The following is a 20,947-nucleotide window of genomic DNA, read 5'->3' as shown; positions in this document are numbered from 1 at the left end:
AATGGGTAAAGAGGTTAAGCGGGTTCTGATAAAAATAGGGTCAAATGTGTTGACACTTGCGAGTGGGCTTCCTGATGTAAAGCGCATCGAAAATCTGGTGGATCAGGTAGCGAGATTAAGAGCAAAAGACATTCAGGTCATCCTTGTTTCCTCAGGTGCAGTAGCAGCAGGCAGAAGCAAAATCGGTAAAACAGACTCTCTCGATACCATTTCCAGAAGACAAGTCCTCGCTTCCATCGGACAGATTGAGTTGATGAAAATATACAGCAATCATTTTTCACTCAAAAAATTGTTATGCTCACAGGTACTGGTGACAAAAGAGGACTTTCGTACCAGACAACATTACCTCAATATGAAAAACTGTCTGGATGCATTATTGAGGAGCAATGTCACTCCCATAATCAATGAAAATGATGTCATTTCCATTACCGAATTGATGTTTACTGATAATGACGAATTATCAGGATTAGTAGCTGCAATGATGGACGTAGATGCGCTGGTCATCCTTACCAATGTAGATGGTATTTTCACAGGACATCCCGAAAATGAAGATTCAAAATTGATCAGCGAATACAACGCAAAAGAAACCAATCTGGAGGAGTATATTGTTAATACAAAATCAAACTTTGGACGAGGTGGCATGACAGCCAAAGCAAACACCGCTGTTAAAATATCCAAACTGGGTATTGATGTGTACATCGGAAATGGATCAAAAAATGATGTGGTTGAAAATTTGCTAGCAAAAAAAACCGGAACACATTTCCCTTCAGATAACAAGGATACATCAGACTTAAAAAAATGGGTCGCTCAATCAGGTAGTTTTTCTAAAGGGTATATCACAATCAACGAAGGAGCAAAAGCTGCACTTACTTCCGATAAAGCAAGTAGTTTACTACCTGTTGGAATAGTAAGCATTTCCGGATACTTCAAAAAAGGAGACGTCATCAGCATACAGGATGAAAAAGGAACACCCATAGCACTAGGCATGGTAAAATATGATTCAGAAAAAGCAAAAGAATGCATCGGAATAAAGGGGAGTCCCGTATTGGTACATTACAATTATCTGTTTTTGAGTTGAATTGGCAATTTGATTACGCAAATATCATTTATCACCCCGACTTTGGAGGTATCCTCCAAGCCTATCACAAGATGCTAGGAAGACCTCTCCTACGTCGAGGTGACATAAGAGCTTATTTAATTGACAAACTAAAGATGTTGAATCTCTAATAGGATTAATGAATCACAATTACTTTGTATATATCACCACAAACCCTGGCAAAAGCGTTCTATATATTGGAGTAACAAATGATCTTTTTACCAGAATGCAACAACACTATGAAAACCGAGGAAAGTCCAATACGTTTGCAGGAAGATATTATTGCTATAATCTAATTTATTGGGAAAGGTTTCAATACATAAATGATGCTATTGACAGAGAGAAAGAATTAAAAAAATGGAGTCGTAAAAAGAAAGAAGAATTGATAGCAACGACTAATAAAAATTGGAAATTTTATGATTATCGAGAATTATAAACGAAATCATTACTAACAGTAGCATGTCATCCCGACTTTGGAAGCCATGTCTACCGACAGGTAGAGATCTTCCAGGGTTATTGCAAGACGCCAGGAAAGCTTCTACTTCGTCGGGTTGACCTAAGAAAATAAAGAAACAAAATATGAACACATTACAACCGACTTTTCAAAACGCTAAGCAAGCCAGTAGAGAACTATTGAGCCTGTCGGAAGATACCATCAAAATGGTATTGGTTGATGTGGCACAAACAGCCATTGACAACATTCCCCTATTGCTTGCGGCCAATCAAAAAGACCTGGAAAGAATGGACAAGAACGATCCGAAATATGATCGCTTAATGTTAACTGAAACCAGAATCAAGGACATTGCTGCCGACATCATCAATGTCTCTAAATTAAAAAGCCCTGTTGGTGAAGTGATTTCTGAAAAAACACTCGAAAACGGACTCCACTTGTCTAAGGTCAGGGTACCGATGGGTGTAATAGGCATTATTTATGAAGCCCGGCCAAATGTATCTTTTGATGTTTTTTCGTTGTGTTTCAAAACAAAAAATGCGTGTATTCTGAAAGGTAGCAGTGATGCTGAGTATTCCAATACGGCTATAGTAGCTTTAATACAAGAAGTATTAGAAAAGCATGGCATTAACAAAAATATGGTGACACTTCTCCCTACAGACCGATCAGCAACTACTGAACTGTTAAATGCCAGAGAATATGTAGATGTAATCATTCCCCGTGGAAGTCAAAATCTGATCAACTTCGTTCGGGAAAATGCCAAAGTGCCTACAATTGAAACCGGAGCAGGCATAGTACACATTTACTTCGACGAAAGTGGTGACCTCTCCAAAGGCAGTGACATAATCTGCAACTCAAAAACCCGAAGGGTGAGTGTATGCAATGCGCTGGATTGTCTGTTGATTCATAAAAACAGGTTGGCTGATTTGGAAAGTATTACTGCACCATTGGCAGAAAAAGAAACTGCGATTTATGCAGATGCGCTTTCTTTCGAACGAATAAAAGATCATTATCCTGCACCTCTTTTGTTTCATGCTGACGAAGAACATTTTGGAACGGAATTTTTATCCAATAAAATGGCTATTAAAACTGTAAATAGTTTAGACGAAGCTTTGGATCACATTTCAGCACATAGTTCCAAACACAGTGAAGCTATTATTTCTGAAGATTCGGGCAACATTGAAAAATTTTTGAATGGTGTTGATGCAGCAGCCGTATATGCCAACACTTCAACAGCTTTTACAGATGGAGCTCAATTTGGTTTGGGAGCAGAAATAGGAATCAGCACACAAAAACTACATGCACGGGGGCCAATGGCACTGGAAGAAATTACGACTTACAAATGGATTGTAAAAGGTGACGGGCATACCCGGGCTTAAAAGAAAAACAACAGCTCAAAAAAGGGACAGTAATTTTCTGTACCTTTAAATGCAATTATGATAAAAGACACAAAACTGGCAGTACTTATCGATGGTGATAACATTCCTGCAAAATACATTAAAGAAATGATGGAGGAAGTCACGAAGTACGGCACTCCTACTATTAAAAGAATATATGGGGATTGGACTAAGCCATATTTGGCCAATTGGAAAAATATTTTACTCGAAAATGCTATAAACCCGATACAGCAATACGCATACACTACTGGCAAGAACGCCACAGATTCTGCCATGATTATTGATGCCATGGACATACTCTATTCGGGTAAAGTAGATGGTTTTTGCCTGGTTTCATCCGATAGTGACTTTACCAAATTAGCGACCCGATTGAGAGAAGCTGGAATGCAAGTTTTTGGTATTGGGGAAAAGAAAACACCCAACCCTTTTATAGTAGCCTGTGACAAGTTTATTTATCTGGAAATCCTAAAACCCAGTGATGACAATCAGGATGGGAAAGGAAAAAAGAAAGAATCGAATGTTGATAAAATCACTCCTAATGTCATTCGATTACTTAGAAATTCTGTAGCAGATACTGCAGACGAAGATGGCTGGGCTTTTATGGGGGATGTAGGTTCGCTTATTCTTAAAAAACAACCAAACTTTGATTCCAGAAATTTTGGCTTTGAAAAACTAACTCCGCTGTTTGCTTCAATAGAACAATTTGAAATCGAACGAAGAGACCAAAGTAGCGGACGTGTTAAGTTGATTTATGTCCGAAATAAAGTGAAAAAAGCATAATTTTTCCTCCTCGTTATTCCCGTTTTTTCAACTCAAATAAATCCGTACGCCTGTCTTTGAGATTTCTCACACTTCCAAATTGATTTAACTCTCTTAGTAAATCAATATCAACATCAGCAATCAATATCATTTCCGTATTTGGAGTTGCTTCGGCTTTTATACCATTCACCGGAAAAGCAAAATCACATGGGGTGAAAACCATAGACTGAGCAAACTGAATATCCATATTGTGCACCTTTGGCAGGTTACCAACACTTCCGGCAATTGCGACGTAGCATTCATTTTCAATAGCTCTGGCCTGGGCGCAGTTACGCACACGTGAATATCCGTTTTGAGTGTCCGTCAAAAAAGGAACAAATAAAATATCCATTCCTTCTTCTGCCAGGATTCTACTCAACTCAGGAAACTCTACATCGTAACAGATCAGGATTCCTATTTTACCACAATCTGTATCAAATACCCTGATCTTACTCCCGCCTTCCATTCCCCATACTTTGGCTTCATCAGGGGTTACATGTAGTTTTTCATACCTTTCCACGGATCCATCCCTTTTGCAGAGATATCCTACATTATAGAGCCTGTCGTTTAGTATTTCCGGCATACTCCCGGATATAATATTGATGTTGTATGAAATAGCCAATTCAGAAAATTTCTGAACAATGACAGCCGTATGTTTGGCCAACTCTCTAATGGCCTGAGGTTCATGCAGATGGTTGTTTTCAGCCATCAGAGGAGCATTGAAAAACTCCGGAAACAATGCAAAATCTGACCTGTAGCCTGATACTGCGTCAATAAAGTACTCAGCTTGCTGCAATAATTCATCCAAATGTTTATAGGGGCGCATTTGCCATTGGATTAAACCCAGCCTTACTACTTTCTTGGTTATACTCGGTTTCTTATTTTGTTTTTCGTAGTAAAGATTGTCCCACTCCAACAACACAGCATAATCATTGGAATCCTTATCCCCTTCCAGATAGTTTTTTAAAATCTTAGCTGGGTGAAAATCATTTGAAATCTGAAAGTTGAAAACAGGATCATGGATTTCTTTCCTTTTGACTTTATCAATGTATTCTTTCGGTGATAATTTATCTGAATACTTGTAATAATTGGGGATTCTTCCCCCAAATACAATCCCTTTTAGGTTCAACCGCTCACACAGTTCCTTCCGATAATCATAAAGCCTCCTTCCCAATCGTAATCCTCGAAATTCCGGTTTGATGAACACATCAATACCATATAGAATATCTCCATCTCCGGTATGGGTTTTGAAAGTGTAGTTTCCCGTTACTTCCTTATAGGTATGCTGGTCATCGAATTTGCTATAATTAACAATAATAGACAATGCACACCCTGCTATTTCATTGTTGATTTTAATCACAACCTGTCCCTCAGGAAATCGGTCTATCAAAGACTTTATATGCTTTTCCGACCAATAGGCATTGGATAAATTGGCATAAGATTCTATCATAGCTTCTTTGAGCTCCTGATAATCATCAAGACTTAAAAAAGTCAATTCAATGTTTTCTATTTCTTTCATACTCAGGGCTATTATCGTTTAGAAATTTTCTAAATTGACTATTCCAAAAGGGTCAAACAGCTACCAGACTTTATCTCAGAACCGTTTAAAAATACATCCATAGAATTCTCCAACAGGTTCCATAAACCTAAAGGGCAGTCAGCAATCTGTAAATCATCTATCTCATTTTTTCCACACCTGACTTTCAACAGTAATTTCCACATCCCAAGGTTGTGATAGATTGGGCACATATTTAGGATCAAAGTCCTTATCTGGAAAAGTATTAACTACAGCCGCCAATTGTTCGAAATTGGCCTTCCTCTCCGGGGTATTCAATTCCAGAAGAATATCTTCTTCTTCATAAGGATCATTTTTGAGATAAAAAAACTTTTCCGGTTTCCTGTCTGTTCCAATATACAATTTATACTGCTTGTTTCTCAATACTCTATCTCTAAAGGCATATTGGTTTTCAACCCCATTCTCTGTGAGTCGGGCATTATTTCCGCCTCCCATTCCCAATATCCATTGACGGTTGGAAGTTTGTTCATTGTTTAGCAATATGTTTTTAAAAGACCTGCCGTCAATTGTTACAGGATTGCCTAAAGCATTAGCTTTAGGCAATGAGCCACCTGCTATATCAATGAATGTAGGTAAAATATCCGTAAAATCAATCAACGCATCTGATACCTGATTGGGCTTAACAAGTTTCGGCCAGCTCACTATAAATGGTTCGCATATTCCTTGTTCAGTAGTTTTGGATTTTGCACCATTGATTTTTCTACCCTTATAGCTGCCGACAATTCCTCCTGAAGTACCATTATCGGTAGTCCAAACTATAATGGTGTTGTCACGAATGCCGGCATCTTCCAAAGTCTGAACAATTTGCCCGGTGATTTTATCTGTATAATTCACCATAGCTTTGTGTTTACCAAGTTTGGTCTCTGCCACTTCATCAGGTGTATTTACCAATGGTGGGTGGGTCAATACCATCGGGTAATAAATAAACATTGGAGATGCTTTGTGTTTGTTGATAAACCGGGTAATAAAATCCCTGAATATATCCGGGCCAAACTTTCCTTCATAAGTTTGGCTGCCAGTAGAGGTGAAAACATAAGGATCCTGATATCGGTTAGCACTGGCTGCTATCCCCGATTCATAACCAGTCCACATACAGTATTCGTCAAAACCAACCTTGGTCAAAGCATCAGGCTCTACTCTAAAATCATCTATTTGCCATTTACCGGCAATACAGGTTTTATACCCTGCTTTTTTCATCTCCCTCACAAGAGCGGGGTTCATTGTTTCATCAAAATGAGCTCCTCCTCCCCAACGAGGAACATCCCAATGGTTTACCCATCCATGTCTGAAAGGATACTGACCTGTGAGCAATGTCACTCTTGTAGGTGTACACTGTGGCATAGAATATACATTATCGAACTTTATCCCACTCTTAGCCAAAGCATCTATATTAGGTGTACTGATATCCTCTGCGCCATAGCTACTGATCCACTCTTTGCCCAAATCATCGACCAATATAAACACAATGTTGGGTTTAGTGTTTTCTACTACCTCCTGCTTCTTCGTGGCTTCTGAACAACTCCATTGTAATAGTGCTAAAAGCAGGTAAATCCAATATTTCATTTTACAGTAAAAAATTTATGTTCTTTAAATTATATTATAGAATTTTATAGAGTTGGTGTAAATCAAAGCTGCTGGTAAATTTCATTCAGGTTCAACTCATCACCCATTGTTTTTTGTAAATCGATCAAATCTTTAAATAAACTTTTGACTTTATCGGCATATTCCTCGTTTTCGGCAAGATCGTTCATTTCTTCAGGATCATTTTTTAAGTCAAATAGCAATACCTTATTAATTTTTGGATAAACAATTAACTTAAAGCCATCCTTACGGATCATCCTTTGAAAATTAACATAGGCACCATAAATGGCATCATAATGACTTTTTTGATATTGGCCATCAATGATATCTTTAAAGCTATTGAACTCAACATAGTTTGGTTTTTCAATGCCAGCCAGCTCCAGGCTTGTAGCCATAATATCTTGTAAATAAACGTCCTGATCTAACCGTTTTCCTTTAGGAATATCCGGACCTGCTACCATTAGGGGAACACGGATGCTGTGATCGAACAAGCTTTGTTTTCCTATCAGTCCATGCTGGCCAACTGACAATCCATGGTCAGCTGTGAAAAAGATATAAGTATTATCCATTTTACCCGATGCTTCCAATGCATCCAGTATTTTTCCTATCTGCTCATCCAAATGGGTGATAATGGCATAGTATTCCTGTCGGTGTTTCTTTACTGCATATTCCGTCCTGGGATAGGGTGCCAATGCCTCATCACGCAACGATGGACTGTTGCCCATATCATCCTTGTATGGATATTCGGGTAAAAAACTCTCGGGAACAGCTATATTATCCAGCGGATACATATCTATAAACTTCTGCGGAGATTGACGTGGATCATGAGGTGCATTAAAAGCCAGATACATGAAAAATGGGTCTTCTTTTTTTGTCGCATCTGCTATAAAACCAAGTGCATCATCTTTCACTACTTCACTCCAGTGCTTTCCTCCTTTCCAAAATCCACCCTGAGTGGTATCTGTTGGCAACCATGAATCATCATCTTCACTTAAAGGACGGCCATAACCTACAGGCATGTATTCGTTCCAATCTTTCATATCTCCGGATTCTTCTTTCCATTTTTGGATTGAGCCTCTCAGTTGGCCTCCCTTATCATGAGGCATTCCCGGACGCACATGCTCAGCCTGGTCAAAAAGTTCACCTGCCGGCACAGGAACATGCCATTTTCCTGTCATATAAGTATTATATCCCTGCTTAGCCATCAGCCTTCCCCAGGACTGACTAGTGGCAACAGAGTCTTTTTGCTTCCATATACCTGACTTTTGTTGTGCATTCCAAATAAAAGCACCAGAATTAATCATTGCCCTGGAAGCTACACATATAGCTCCATTCCAGCCGCCCATGTTGTAGGCATGAGTGAAAGTAGTACCAGAGTCAACCAAACGATCCATATTGGGTGTATGGATTTCATTGTAGCCTAAAGCACTTATTGTCTCATAGGTCTGATCATCTGTATATATAAATACGATGTTGGGTTTTACCAATGTTGAATCTTTTTCATTAGACTCAGGCCTACTACAAGCAGTTACCAATAAGTATAATAATATCACCAAGTGGTTTTTCATAATCTATTTATTCAATTAGTTATATGTACTTCAATTATACACAAAAGGAGTTTACAATGCACAACAACACAACTTACTTTTCTGATTTAAATACATGTACAGTGGGATTAGCAGAAGCATTGAGAATTTTTCCTTGGATTTTTAAAAGAACTTTGCTTATTCCAAAATGGGAAATAATCACTTTTGTTGATGCTTATGTACTATACAAAAAATAATCTTATTTAATAATCTCCTCCTTTATCACTGGCCTCACAAGAAGCTACCCAGGCCAAAAGTGCTGATTTCATTTCCTTAACTTTCTCAGGATACTGTTTAGACAGGTCGTTATCTTCATGCAGGTCTGTTGGTAAATGATACAATGCAAAAGTTTTGCCTCCATCATTTGAATGAAGCTTGTATTCTTCGGTATTCCAGGCAAGCCTGTTTTGACTTCTAAAGCCTATAGGCATATTACGGATTTTCTGCCTGCTCTCCATCATGGGAAGCAAACTGATACCATCAACAGGATTTTCGTAATCCCTGCTATGTACACCAATGACATCCATAATGGTAGGAAAATAATCTGAAGTAACACATGGCATATCTGTTTTGGTGTGAGATTTTATTTTCTCTGGCCACACCACAACTCCCGGCACCCTCACTCCTCCTTCGAGCAGGTCTCTTTTTCTTCCCCGAAAAGGACTGGCTAACCCTCTTGAAGTTTCTTCCAATTTCCTTCCCTCTGGCCCGTTATCAGAACAAAACCAAATCATAGTATTCTGATCTAAACCCAACTCCTTTAATTTGGTTCTTAATCTTCCAATCTGTTGATCCATTGCAGTAATAGAACCATAATAATGTTGCTCTCCCTCTGAATATTCCTTATACATATTTCGGTATTCCGGACCGGCAACAACAGGCTTATGTGGAGTATGAAACCATACAACACTAAAAAATGGTTTTTTATCCTTTGCTGCGTTTTCTACAAAAGGTATCACACGATCCATTATAATTCGGGAATCATCTCCTTCGAGATTTTCAGTTGCTTTTTGCTCAGAGCCAACCCAGTAGTCATTACCAAATGGTTCTCCCTCAGATGGCTTTGTCCAACCCCTGGGGGCAACCGTAGGATTCCATGTAGGTACTTTGGATTCGGTAACAAAACAAGCATCATAGCCATTTTTCCAGGGAGGTGAAAAATTACCCTTAGGATCTTTGGCCCATTCACCCCATCGATTCTGCTCCTGATTGGTTAAAGTTCCCAAGTGCCATTTGCCAAAATGACCAGTAGCATAACCTTTTTGTTTCAGCACTTCCGAAATGAGGACTTCTTCGGGCTTGGCATGACCGGTCATTGCGAAGTAAACACCATACCTGTAGGGATGTCTTCCTGTAAGACAACTGCCTCTCGTAGGTGAACATACAGGTGCAGCGGCATAAAAACGATTCATTTGAATTCCATCTTTTGCCAGTTGATCGAGGTGCGGCGTTTTTATTACCTTATTACCATTAAATCCAACATCTCCCCAGCCCAAATCATCAGCCATGATGAGAATAATATTTGGGTATGATCCTGTCTTTTTCTGACTATTTGCGGAAAAAGTAACAATAATAAGAAAGGATAAAAAACTGAGTAAAAAGTTATATTTCATTGATTCTATTTTTTTATATGATTACTAAAAAAGAGGCTGTCTCAAAAGGCAGATAATTCCCAGATTCCTGACTACCTTCGACAGGTACTCTGAGGTCTGTTCTAGAAACATCTATTTATACATTTCAAAGGGTGCCGGAACACCTGCCTAACAGTCAGGAGCCCGGCAACTGTTTAATCCTTTTGAGACTGCCTCTATATTCTGATTCAAATTGTTTACTAATTACCTACCCAACCGACTGTCTGTTTTAAACTAGGATTAGCGTCTAATATACCCTGATGCATGGGCAGTAAGTAAAATTTATCCTGCCATGTACGATGATAGGCTCCTCCATCTGGCGCAAACTTGGGTCCGGACAAATCGCCCCGTAGAGTCTGGCTTTGCGGAATGCCATAAACTTCACCAATTACCTGGCTTCCCAATTTGTACCGCCAGATGTCGAACCATCTTTGGGGACCTTCTCCGGCAAATTCGTATCGTCGCTCCAGCAGTATGGCATCAATCATTTGATTACCCGTTGTTCCTCTTGTGACAGTAGGCAAGCCAATATTTGCATATAACGGCATCCCCACACGATCACGCACCATGTCGAGGTAAATCAGGGCTTGCCCGTCTGCTCCCCTACCAGCCAAAGCTTCAGCGTACATCAGCAATACTTCGGCATATCTAATGATTTTATAATCCGCATCTCCTTTGTCTAAGGCAACCAAATCGTAATCAATGTATTTTCGAAAACTATATCCGGTAGGATTTGAAGGCCGTGTGATATCATCGGTGTTTGAGCCAATCGAAGGGTGCGGTTCATACACGTAAATTTGTGAAGGATCCCCCTTAGCAGGGAGCTCATCACCTGGCAACACGGCTGAAACCGCCAGCCTCGGATCACGATTTGACCAGGGGTCAGCAGGATCATAAGCAGGGTCATCTTTGGGAAACAGGCCGTTGATGGTCTGCACTTCTTCTATAAAATCAGACGTATAGCCTGCCCTGCTCTGGTTATTGCCATAAGTGGCCGCCGAACCTCTCCATGAACCTTTCTGGGCGAACCTCCTGGCCAATGCCTGAACACGGAATTCTGGAACATAGATGTTTGACAAAATCGTTTCCGATCCTCCATCGCCGTTACTCGTAAATTGTGCGGCAAACCCTTCAATACCCTCCGCCATGGAATATAAGCTACTATTTATTATGACGGCACAGGCATCTTCAGCACCCTTGTACATAGCCGAAACATCCGCATGCCATCCAATGGCATTGAGATAAGCCCGGGCCTTCAGTGCCAACACGGCTCCTTTGGTAATGCGTCCACCATTTGCACTGGCATATTCGTTTACATTTGGTAGTTGGTCATCAATTTCGTCCAATTCGCTGATCACCCAATTGAAAACCTCCAGTCGAGGTGTTCTGGATGGATATTCATCTGCCGGGATAATTTCGGTAACCAATGGAACATCACCATAGGCCAGCACCATCCTTTCATAGATCAACGCCCTAATAAAACGTGCTTCCGCTCCATGGCGGTCTCTGAGCGCCTCACTGGAGTACTCTGCACCGGGGAGGGCTTCCAGAAAAAAGTTGATATCAGCAATTTGTGAGTACTTGTAAAAATCATCCAACACATAAGTATTTCCAGGTTGGGATACTGTGATCCAGTTGAAATCAGACCCAAAACGCCCTTCCCCATTGATGTTTCTGTGAATAGCTTCATCGGTCCAGAAATAGGGCACAATTTCCGCAGTAATATCACCACCTGGCAAAAAAGTGTACAATTGGTTCAGGGCAAAACCCATGTCGGTTTCAGTCTTAAAAACTGATCCTGAAGACAATTCATCCAAATCCGTCACCTCCAGAAAGTCGCTGCAAGACCCGAAAGTGATCAATAAAATATAACAAACTATTATTCTTATCTTTTTCATGTCTTCTCAATCAAAATTTAACATTTATACCAAACGAAGTTGTAAATGGCAGTGGATAGTCAACCGACCCCACGCCAAGCTCCGGGTCCCAACCATACTCGTAGGCAGGACTGTTGGTCCACATCGTCCCAATATTTTCTATCGAAACAATCAGGTTCAACCCCCTGACAAACTTGAGTTTGTCCAGCATCTTCGAACCAAAGTCATATGAAAGGGTGATGTTTTGAAGCTTGATAAACTCATTGTTGAACATGAGGTGTGATACATCTGAGTTGTAACCCTGTATACCATTCCCCTGAGGAACCGGGAAAAATGCATTTGGATTATCAGTTGTCCAGTAATTTAGTTGATAATCAAAGGCATTGGTACCATTCAAAAAGGGTTCGTGTTGGCTTGATCCATTCCACCACTGGTCTCTATCCAAAGCTCCATAAAACCTTGCAGAAAGTGCGAACCCTTTGTAGGAAAGTCCAAGGCCAATACCCAGGTTCAGGTTGGTGGCACTGTTCTCGTCCAGGATAACCCTGTCATCTCCATCTATAACCCCATCGCGGGCATCCGGTACCCCATCATTGTTGGTGTCCACGGTTACCTGATCTATAAATTTATAACCACCAATAAAGCTACCGCCAACATTTGATTGGTCTATGGCTGTAGCACCGTCTTCCTGCACGTAGGCGTCTATCTCTTCCTGGTTATCGAAAAAACCATCTGTTTGGAATCCGAAACGATCGTTTATACTTTGCCCTACAGCAAAGTTGGGTTGTTCCCTTCCAGCCAAATCTGTGATCTCATTGTCATAGTTTGTGATGTTTGAAGAAACCCAATATCGAACATCACCAATGTTGCTGTCATGCCTCAATTCCAGTTCCCAGCCCCAGCTCTTCACCGCATAGAGGTTGGCCGGCACATTGCCAAAACCAAACTCTTTGGGAGTGAGCACTTCGTCCAGAATGTCTTCTCTATTGGTAATGTAATACTCGGAGTTCACTTGAAGTTTCCCCTTCCACAAAGAGAAGTCCAGGCCAGTGTTAAATGTGGTGGATGTCTCCCATTGCAAATCACGGCTTGCAGGTGCCCCTAAAAACAACCTTGGCTGAATTTCGCCTCCAATTGGGTACCCGGTCACGTCCAGGGTCACAAGTTGTGTTACCCTGCGGCCCACACCGGAATCATCCCCTGCTTTACCATAGGATGCCCTCAGTTTAAGTTTGTCAATAAAATCTGTGGCATTCAGGAAAGATTCTTCCGCAATATTCCACCCAACTGCCAGGGCAGGGAAAAAGGCCCACCTGTTGCTGGCGAGAAAATTGGAACTACCATCCCTTCTAAAGCTGAATTCTGCCAGGTAACGTCCCTGAAAGTCGTAATTGACCCTTCCGAAATAAGACAGTGTGGTTGCATTTCCTCCTCTACCCGATGTGTTTCCTATACCACCACCGATGTTTGGATTGGCCATTTGTCCTAAAGACATGTCGATAAGGTTATCCAACAAAAACCCTGTTCGTCCTGCCTGAAAAGATTCGGCTTCACCTTGCTCCGATTGAAAACCCAGCAACACATCTACATGATGATTGTCCCTGTACCATTGGTATTTAATAGTACTCAGCGATTTAATGGAATAATCACTTGAGGAGGTCAAAGTCAATCGACGGGAATCACTGCTTCCAAAAGCATACTCTCTACCCGTTGATTCTGGGTTGGTGTACGAATCAGGATCGGCAAGATCCAGCTTTACATGGTCATAGACATTGTCCCAGTCCCTGGTGTTCGTATTGTTTTTTAGAAACGAAACCCTCTGCTCAATGGTCAGCCCTTTCAGCGGCTTCAATTTGGCATATAGCTGCAGGTTGACCGCATCCCTGTTGGTTTTGGTGAAACTTCCAGAAGCGGCTTCAGCTATAGGGTTAGCAGTTCCTGGGCTTCCTTTGTCCACCCATATACCATCCACTGTCTTTACCGGAAAAAACGGTGACCCCAGAAGCCCATCTCCTGAATTGGCCGGGGTACTATTGGTAATCCTATTGGTAATTAAAGCATTGATACCCACAGTCAACCAATCCGTAACGTCAGTGTCTATTTTCAACCGGAGGTTCATCCTTTTGAAATCATCAGTTCCAATAACAAACCCATTCTGTTTCAGGTAACTTGCATTGATCAGGTAGCCTGTTTTTTCTGATCCGCCTTGCAGAGCGAGATTGTGGGATTGTTGGCCAGCTCCGCTATCATAAAGTTCTTCAGGCCATACAGTTTCCGGGTAAAACCCACTGCGTGCAAGATCCAACTCCGCTGTGCCGTATGGTGAACCTGCCACACTACCGCTGGGGTCACCAGTCACTGCAATATTCTCAAATTCCATAAGCTCCAGAGAGTTCAATGTACCGGGAATATCTTTGGGGGATTGGTTGGAAACATTATAGCTGTAGGATACAGAAAGCCCTTCATTCCTTTTGGTGGATTTGGTAGTCACCAACATTACTCCATTGGCACCCCTGGCACCATAAACTGCCACTGCAGCAGCATCTTTTAGAATACTCACGCTCTCCACAGTTTGAGGATCCAGATCGGCAAGGTTACCTTCGAACCCATCTATGATAATCAGAATATTGGCATTGTTCAATGTGCTGGGCCCCCTTATGGAAAAAGAAGGAGTGCTTCCTGGCCTACCATTAGCATTTAAGCCCCTTAAACCCGGAATAGAACCTATTAAGGCAGATTGTATACTGGTAACTGGTCTTTTGTCAACGGCCAATTCTTCTCCGGTTACCTGGGAAACTGAACTCACTACTTTACGAGACTCCTGTGTACCAAAGCCTACTACTACCACTTCTTCCAACTGCTCGGCATCCAATTCCATTTGCACATCGATCACATTTTGCCCCGTCATTAAAATTTCGCTGGTTTTGTACCCCACAAAAGACACCACTATAATAGACTGCTCAGGTGCCGTGAGGTAGTAATTGCCATCAAGGTCGGTAGTAGTACCTGTCGTTGTACCTTTAATCAGCACAGAGGCACCCGGCAAACCTTCACCCGTTTCATCGGTGATTTTTCCGGAGATGTCAACATCAGCCATCTGCTCAATCACCTGTATTATTTTTCTTTCCTTTTTTTGCCCCTGGCGAAATACTGAAATGGAATTATTATACTGCTTAAAGTATAAATCCCCTTTTTTTGACAATTCCAACAGATAATCATAAACCAATTTGTCTTCACCAATCAAATCAAGCTTTATTTGGTCGTTCAAGCTCTTGTCATCATAAGTAAATGAATAACCTGTCTTTTTTTCCAATCCATTCAGTGCCTTCTTCAAGCTTACGTTTTTCAATTCCAGGCTAATGCGTTTTTCTTTTACACTCTGGTATTTTTGTGCCTCCGAGCTATGTCCTAATATCATGGTAACTACAAATACCTGACAGGCAACCCCATAAAATAGAAATTTTGACAGCATGAGTACTGCTAATAGTAATTTATTTTGCATAATTTTAAGTGTTTTTTAAACAATCATTTAATGATTCCCACAAGTGTTGGTCCACGGATGGGAATTCAGAAAGTAGCCGATAGCTTTCCGCTATCGGTTATTTTTATCCATATTCATTCTCTTTCATAAATTTATTTTTATATTATTCCCGGAAATTTCATACTTGAAGTTTTGACTATGGCTTAAAGCTTTTAGTATATTCTCCAAATTATCATTATCGTAAGTACCATTCAGACTCCAGTGGGGAACTGAACCTACAGTTGTGATATGCACTCCATACCAATTTTCCAGTTTTCCAATTGCAGTTTCAAAATCAGCGTTTTTGAATATCAACAACCCGTCTTTCCAGCCAATCACATCCCTGACATTAAAGTTGCCAGTGCTCTTAATTTTATCTCCTTCGTAGGAAATATACTCCCCGGAATTAAGAATAGTACTCTCGACTTCACTTCGTGAATCAAATCCCTTCACGGCTACAATCCCTTCAACCAAAGAAACATCCACACTTGACGAATGACTTTTAATATTAAAGCTGGTTCCTATGGCTCTCGTTAAAATATTGCCAGATTGTACTATAAATGGTTTATCAGGATTCTTAGCTACATCGAAGAACGCCTCACCTTCCAACTTTACCCACCTCACAGAGTCACTAAATTTTTCAGCGAAAGATATGTTACTGGACGAGTTTAAAATTACTTTACTTCCATCAGGCAGGTGAATGGTGGACTTAACACCGGGTAATGTTACTTTTTCTATCAGGCTGATTTCATTTTGTGTTTGACTAGTAATTTGCTTATTCACAAAATTGAAAACAGCTATTCCTGAAACAATCAGAATCAAAACTGCAGCAGCAATCTTAACCATACGAGGGTAAAAAAACCTTCTTGTTTTACCAACCGAACCATTATGGGCTTTTTTCCATATTTGATCCCTTACCTCTTCTTCGTTGATGATCTCTAAGTTGGCATATTTTGTGGCCAGAAAACCAGTAATGTTTTCATAAACGCCTTCATTTAACGGATCGGTTTTTATCCATTCTTTTAGAGCCTCCTTTTCCGATTCGGTTGCGGTTCCGTTGATCTCGGAAGCTATGATCCTATCTATTTCTTGATTCATAATCCTAATTGTTATAAGAATGAACCAGAAAAAGGAAAATACCCTACGGTAAAATGAAAAAAACTAAAAAAAGGGATTTCTACCCCAGGGCAAATGTATTTAAAAACCAATCCCTCCTTACCGCACCAGTTGAGGTATCTCTTAAAGCCACAGACTACCCTAAGAGACCCCTGAACCAATCAGGGGATAGCAGGATTTTTTAAATGCGTTTGCCCTGATTTTTACCTCAGGAATAAAGAAAGATAAATAGCAAAATAGCCAGCAAACTAGAAAGTGCATAACCATACGAGAATTGAAACAGACAATAGCCATAAAGATCTTTTTATTGCCTTGGTCTTTGTACCTTTATCTTGTAAGTAGTCCGTCACAATTTCTCGTACTATTTTTAGGGAAAGAGTCATGTGTTTTTCAACCGTCTTCTGAGATATGTCAAGAGACATAGCCACCTCACTATACTTAAGGCCATCAAATTTCACCAACTGAAAAATCATCTTTCTTTGAGGCGGGAGTTGCTCCATAGCATTTAGCAATACCTCATGTAATTCTTTGTTTATCAGCTCCAGATCCGGCCTAATGTTCGATTTTATCTGGTAATCTTCACTGGAGGCTTGTGTAAAAAGAAGATCAGACGTTTTTTTCTTTCTGATATACTTATGCGACTGATTCTTGACTGCCGTATAGAAAAATGCTTCCACATTGTCTATTTGATCAAATTTATTCTTAGCACGGAGAAAATTGACAAATACATCCGACACAACATCTTCGGCAATCTCAACTTTTTTAACATAGTAAATAGAAAAATTAATCAAACGCCCATACATACGATGAAAGAATACTTTATAAGCTTCTTCATCGTCATACTTTAATATGCGCTCGATTAATTCCTGATTGGTCACTTTGACATTAGTTTTCCTTCTTTCAACTATTTTAAACCAAATAGAAAGACCAATTTAGAATTTTCTTTTTATAAAAGTTTAAATTCTTGAATATCTGATATAAAATTTAGGAAATAATGATATTCAAGTTGACGAATAATTGCTATTGTAAAAAGTCCATCCCAGTATGGTGAGGAGGTCATAGTAATTCCCTGAAATTTAGAATTGGCATCTGTGTTAAGTAATCATTACTGATCCCACAATCTATATGGGTCATCATGCTTTTTCATTTCTGAAAGCAAAAGTGCCTCCATTTCCATTTTCTTATCCAGAAAAGCTTCATCATTAGCCAGATTGGTTTGCAAAGGTTTTGATCTGCCGTGTTCTGGAAGAAACTCATGGGGATTTTCATTAAGGTCAAACAACTGGGTTTCTCTCACTTCACCATCCATCACATCATACTTTATCAGCTTCCAATTGTCTTTCATCACACAACGCATTCCCGGTTTAGTCCCGCCAGAGTAAACCGCATACATAACGTCTCTAATAGTTTCTTCTTTTCCCTCAAGCACTGGTTTGAAACTCTTCCCCTCTACTGTTGGCGGAGAGTTGATACCAGCCAAATCACAGAATGTTGGAAGCAGATCAAGCAGGTAAACATTTCCCTTAACTCGTTTGCCCTTTGGGATATCAGGCCCCTTCACAATCATGGGAACCCTCCATGTGTGTTCATACAAATTCTGCTTACCCATCAATCCATGACGGCCTATTGCTATACCATGATCTGATGTATAGACAATATAAGTATTATCCAACTCCCCCATTTTTTCCAGTTTATCCAATACCCTTCCTAATTGAATGTCTATGTTCTCAGAGCAGGCAAACTCTCTACCCAACTCATTTCGAACTGTGGTAGTATCCCTATTCTTCCAAACACCACTAACAGCTACTTCATCTCTAAGATTAGGATGTCCATGATGAAAGGGATGCTCACCAAGGTAATTAGGTGGAAGCTCCGGTTGTTTTGGATTAAATAGGGGTAAGCTGTTTTTATCTGTATGATTGACCGCTCCGTATTTTTCAAGCAACTCTGGTGTACCATTCCTTGGATCATGAGGATGAGAAAACCCAAAATAGATAAAGAACGGGTCTTCTGTATTGGTACTATCTCTTTCGTTTAAATAATTTAATACCTGATCAGCATGCCATGCACTTCCTGTTTCCGGCGTGTCTCCCCGTTTTCCTGCATCTTTCACCACAGAAAACTGCTGATTAGCCGCACCATAAGAATTTCCTTTTTTACAGGTTCGCATAGTTTTATAACCCGCTCGATTAAAGACAGCTCCTATTGTTTGTTGTTCTAAATTTTCAGGTGGGTTAGGGTTATCATATCCTCTTATAGATGGCAGATGCCAAAGTGTCCTGCCACTCATAACCATATGTCTTGAGGGTGTACATACTGCTCCCAAAAAAGAACCCATATGTCGGGCACTTTCAAAAACCACTCCTTCTGATGCCAATCGGTCAATGTTTGGTGTTTCGAGGATAGATGATGGATCATAAGTCTTGAGGTCAAAAGGTGACTGGTCATCAACTATTACAAATAAAAAATTGGGTGGCTTTTGTTCTTTAGATTCCTTACCGGGAGATAAGCAACCAATCAAAAGCGCAGAAACAATACTTAGTGAAAAAATAAACTTCATAATTATTGGATTTATTCTATTACAAATTCATTTCAATCTTATACACCCAGGCATATTCACCAATCAGGTCAGAAGATTTGATGAGTACACCATTTTCTTTCTCTTCCCATTCAACTTTGTTGTTCGACCCTGGCAATTTAACTGATTAGCATGATTTGATGGACTCTATCAACAAATACTATAACGAGTAATGCTACAGCAATCTGTAAACTTCTTTTCATATCGTTTGAAAAAATAAGGAGAAGCACTAATAATACTTCTCCTTATTTTTATTTCTAATTATTTAGCGTGTTTTTATTCTACTTCCCATCCCAAATTTTGAGTAAGGCTGGTATTTAACTTTCTCTGAGTATCCGGAATTGGGAACAACAACATGTAGTCTTCCACATTTTTTCCCTGGGCTCTTAGCCTGGTTAAAAACTGACTTCTCCTTTTCAAATCCCATGCCCTCTGACCTTCAAATGCCAATTCAAATCTTCGCTCTTCCAAAACTGCCGTTCTAAACTGATCTTGTGTTAAACCTGACAGATCAGGCAAATCTGTTTCTACTCCATTTCTGGCTCTTTCTCTCACCAGGTTTATCCATGTATATTTGTCATCGTCAGCCGGACTTTCTTCATTAAGTGCTTCAGCAGCGATCAACAAGATATCGGCATACCTGATGACTGTAAAGTTTAAACCTGATAAAAATTCAGCTTCCCTGTCATCAAATTTGCTGATATAGTAGGGAAAAGTCCCACCATAAACTTCTTCCATAGTGATGGTTCCTGTGACACCATCTATGTGCTCATAGCTGTCTGCCAATGTTACTGACCTGCGATAAGAAGTTGGATTTTCAGCAACAAACTCTGGTGATGGAGCGTAGGATCCTCCTACTACAGTACCTGCCCAAAAAGACTTTGCATAAGGACCAGATGGAGCCCTTGGCCCAAAATTTCCTGGTATGCCACTGTTTCGCTCCCCTGTAAGGTATTGTACCTGAAAAATGTGTTCAATACCATTATCATTTTCTGGTGTAAAAGCATCGGCATAGTCATCAAAAAGTTCATACCTCTGAGTATTAATCACATTCTTTGCGTGGATCAATGCATTGGCATAATCTCCTCTATACAAATAGACTCTGGCCAGAAGTGCATTTGCTGCATCGGCTCCAATCCTTCCTGCTGCATTTGTACCTTCGAGTTCTGTAGCGGCATCTGTTAAATCTCTAATTACCAACTCATAAATTTGTTCTTCAGTGGCTCTTGGTGCCATTACAGCATCAAAGCCAATAGTAGGAGTCTCGTATAACGGTACACCACCCATCGCTCTTACCAGATTAAAATAATACAAAGCCCTTAAGGCTTTTGCCTCAGCGATCAGATCCGCTTTTCGTTCCGGATCAAAATCAATTCGGTCTGTGTAAAATATTACTTCATTTGCTCTGTTAATCCCTGAAAATCCATTCGACCAAATTCCACCAGTCACATCGCTGTTATAGGTAAACTCATCCCAGGAAAAATTATCTGATACTAATGGTGAAACGGTCATATCATCAGCATTCATTTCACCATACTGCATGGTAGTTGTTCCATAAAAGCCATAGATATTGCTATATGCACCATACAATCCTGCCAAAGCATCTGTTTCAGATTGGTAAAAACTTGACAAACTTATATTGCTCGGTGGGTCTTCTACCAATACATCTTCACAAGAAAATATTGACAAAACTATTACAACCAGTGATCCAATTTTATATATGTATTTCATGATATATTT

The 20,947-nt window shown here is 40.1% G+C and carries 15 protein-coding genes; 5 read left to right on the top strand and 10 right to left on the bottom strand.

Going from position 1 to position 20,947, the window contains the following annotated elements:
* Window position 1 precedes the first annotated feature (1 nt).
* The 4 genes from proB (at window position 2) to AAOP42_RS12665 (ending at window position 3,724) form a co-directional block, all read left to right on the top strand.
* The gene (gene proB, locus AAOP42_RS12680; RefSeq protein WP_349528896.1) at window positions 2-1,078 is read left to right on the top strand and encodes a glutamate 5-kinase; all 1,077 of its coding nucleotides are present in this window, start codon (window positions 2-4) and stop codon (window positions 1,076-1,078) included.
* 157 nt (window positions 1,079-1,235) lie between these two features.
* Window positions 1,236-1,532 carry a GIY-YIG nuclease family protein gene (locus AAOP42_RS12675; RefSeq protein ID WP_349528895.1) on the top strand — a complete coding sequence of 99 codons (297 nt, stop codon included), beginning with the start codon at window positions 1,236-1,238 and terminating at the stop codon, window positions 1,530-1,532.
* Window positions 1,533-1,675: 143 nt separating this feature from the next.
* Window positions 1,676-2,926 carry a glutamate-5-semialdehyde dehydrogenase gene (locus tag AAOP42_RS12670; RefSeq protein ID WP_349528894.1) on the top strand — a complete coding sequence of 417 codons (1,251 nt, stop codon included), beginning with the start codon at window positions 1,676-1,678 and terminating at the stop codon, window positions 2,924-2,926.
* Between the two features lie 57 nt (window positions 2,927-2,983).
* Entirely contained in the window at window positions 2,984-3,724 is a 741-nt protein-coding gene (locus AAOP42_RS12665; protein ID WP_349528893.1) for an NYN domain-containing protein, read from the top strand.
* 13 nt (window positions 3,725-3,737) lie between these two features.
* Here AAOP42_RS12665 and AAOP42_RS12660 read toward each other — a convergent pair whose 3' ends face one another.
* The 7 genes from AAOP42_RS12660 to AAOP42_RS12630 form a co-directional block, all read right to left on the bottom strand.
* Window positions 3,738-5,261, bottom strand: a complete 1,524-nt coding sequence (locus AAOP42_RS12660; protein ID WP_349528892.1) for a carbon-nitrogen hydrolase family protein — start codon at window positions 5,259-5,261, stop codon at window positions 3,738-3,740.
* Window positions 5,262-5,423: 162 nt separating this feature from the next.
* Complete coding sequence (locus AAOP42_RS12655) at window positions 5,424-6,881, bottom strand: sulfatase family protein (protein ID WP_349528891.1); 1,458 nt, start codon at window positions 6,879-6,881, stop codon at window positions 5,424-5,426.
* Between the two features lie 62 nt (window positions 6,882-6,943).
* Window positions 6,944-8,467, bottom strand: coding sequence for a sulfatase family protein (locus AAOP42_RS12650; protein ID WP_349528890.1), 1,524 nt, complete (start codon window positions 8,465-8,467; stop codon window positions 6,944-6,946).
* A 221-nt stretch (window positions 8,468-8,688) separates the two neighbouring features.
* Window positions 8,689-10,098 (bottom strand): sulfatase family protein, encoded by a 1,410-nt coding sequence (locus AAOP42_RS12645; RefSeq protein ID WP_349528889.1) that lies wholly within the window; start codon window positions 10,096-10,098, stop codon window positions 8,689-8,691.
* Between the two features lie 218 nt (window positions 10,099-10,316).
* The gene (locus AAOP42_RS12640; RefSeq protein ID WP_349528888.1) at window positions 10,317-12,014 is read right to left on the bottom strand and encodes a RagB/SusD family nutrient uptake outer membrane protein; all 1,698 of its coding nucleotides are present in this window, start codon (window positions 12,012-12,014) and stop codon (window positions 10,317-10,319) included.
* 10 nt (window positions 12,015-12,024) lie between these two features.
* Complete coding sequence (locus AAOP42_RS12635; RefSeq protein ID WP_349528887.1) at window positions 12,025-15,495, bottom strand: SusC/RagA family TonB-linked outer membrane protein; 3,471 nt, start codon at window positions 15,493-15,495, stop codon at window positions 12,025-12,027.
* A gap of 123 nt (window positions 15,496-15,618) precedes the next feature.
* Window positions 15,619-16,611: a FecR family protein gene (locus AAOP42_RS12630; RefSeq protein WP_349528886.1), complete on the bottom strand. Its 993-nt coding sequence runs from the start codon at window positions 16,609-16,611 to the stop codon at window positions 15,619-15,621.
* A gap of 53 nt (window positions 16,612-16,664) precedes the next feature.
* Here AAOP42_RS12630 and AAOP42_RS12625 point away from each other — a divergent pair, with 53 nt between their 5' ends.
* The gene (locus AAOP42_RS12625; protein WP_349528885.1) at window positions 16,665-16,814 is read left to right on the top strand and encodes a hypothetical protein; all 150 of its coding nucleotides are present in this window, start codon (window positions 16,665-16,667) and stop codon (window positions 16,812-16,814) included.
* Window positions 16,815-16,877: 63 nt separating this feature from the next.
* On the opposite strand, the gene AAOP42_RS12620 is transcribed toward AAOP42_RS12625, so the two are convergent.
* The 3 genes from AAOP42_RS12620 to AAOP42_RS12610 form a co-directional block, all read right to left on the bottom strand.
* On the bottom strand, window positions 16,878-17,507 hold the full coding sequence (locus tag AAOP42_RS12620) for an RNA polymerase sigma-70 factor (RefSeq protein WP_349528884.1): 630 nt from the start codon (window positions 17,505-17,507) through the stop codon (window positions 16,878-16,880).
* A gap of 227 nt (window positions 17,508-17,734) precedes the next feature.
* Window positions 17,735-19,189, bottom strand: coding sequence for a sulfatase family protein (locus AAOP42_RS12615; protein ID WP_349528883.1), 1,455 nt, complete (start codon window positions 19,187-19,189; stop codon window positions 17,735-17,737).
* A gap of 294 nt (window positions 19,190-19,483) precedes the next feature.
* On the bottom strand, window positions 19,484-20,938 hold the full coding sequence (locus AAOP42_RS12610; RefSeq protein WP_349528882.1) for a RagB/SusD family nutrient uptake outer membrane protein: 1,455 nt from the start codon (window positions 20,936-20,938) through the stop codon (window positions 19,484-19,486).
* Window positions 20,939-20,947 lie beyond the last annotated feature (9 nt).

The sequence above is a fragment of the Reichenbachiella sp. MALMAid0571 genome, assembly GCF_040151475.1.
Lineage (GTDB): Bacteria > Bacteroidota > Bacteroidia > Cytophagales > Cyclobacteriaceae > CAXBNB01.
This window is presented reverse-complemented; position numbering and strand designations above follow the sequence as displayed.

What these genes read in the sequence shown, in the direction of transcription:
- proB (WP_349528896.1), top strand. Translation starts at nt 2, where the DNA reads ATGGGTAAAGAGGTTAAGCGGGTTCTGATAAAAATAGGGTCAAATGTG.
- AAOP42_RS12675 (WP_349528895.1), top strand. Translation starts at nt 1,236, where the DNA reads ATGAATCACAATTACTTTGTATATATCACCACAAACCCTGGCAAAAGC.
- AAOP42_RS12670 (WP_349528894.1), top strand. Translation starts at nt 1,676, where the DNA reads ATGAACACATTACAACCGACTTTTCAAAACGCTAAGCAAGCCAGTAGA.
- AAOP42_RS12665 (WP_349528893.1), top strand. Translation starts at nt 2,984, where the DNA reads ATGATAAAAGACACAAAACTGGCAGTACTTATCGATGGTGATAACATT.
- AAOP42_RS12660 (WP_349528892.1), bottom strand. Translation starts at nt 5,261, where the DNA reads ATGAAAGAAATAGAAAACATTGAATTGACTTTTTTAAGTCTTGATGAT.
- AAOP42_RS12655 (WP_349528891.1), bottom strand. Translation starts at nt 6,881, where the DNA reads ATGAAATATTGGATTTACCTGCTTTTAGCACTATTACAATGGAGTTGT.
- AAOP42_RS12650 (WP_349528890.1), bottom strand. Translation starts at nt 8,467, where the DNA reads ATGAAAAACCACTTGGTGATATTATTATACTTATTGGTAACTGCTTGT.
- AAOP42_RS12645 (WP_349528889.1), bottom strand. Translation starts at nt 10,098, where the DNA reads ATGAAATATAACTTTTTACTCAGTTTTTTATCCTTTCTTATTATTGTT.
- AAOP42_RS12640 (WP_349528888.1), bottom strand. Translation starts at nt 12,014, where the DNA reads ATGAAAAAGATAAGAATAATAGTTTGTTATATTTTATTGATCACTTTC.
- AAOP42_RS12635 (WP_349528887.1), bottom strand. Translation starts at nt 15,495, where the DNA reads ATGCAAAATAAATTACTATTAGCAGTACTCATGCTGTCAAAATTTCTA.
- AAOP42_RS12630 (WP_349528886.1), bottom strand. Translation starts at nt 16,611, where the DNA reads ATGAATCAAGAAATAGATAGGATCATAGCTTCCGAGATCAACGGAACC.
- AAOP42_RS12625 (WP_349528885.1), top strand. Translation starts at nt 16,665, where the DNA reads ATGAAAAAAACTAAAAAAAGGGATTTCTACCCCAGGGCAAATGTATTT.
- AAOP42_RS12615 (WP_349528883.1), bottom strand. Translation starts at nt 19,189, where the DNA reads ATGAAGTTTATTTTTTCACTAAGTATTGTTTCTGCGCTTTTGATTGGT.
- AAOP42_RS12610 (WP_349528882.1), bottom strand. Translation starts at nt 20,938, where the DNA reads ATGAAATACATATATAAAATTGGATCACTGGTTGTAATAGTTTTGTCA.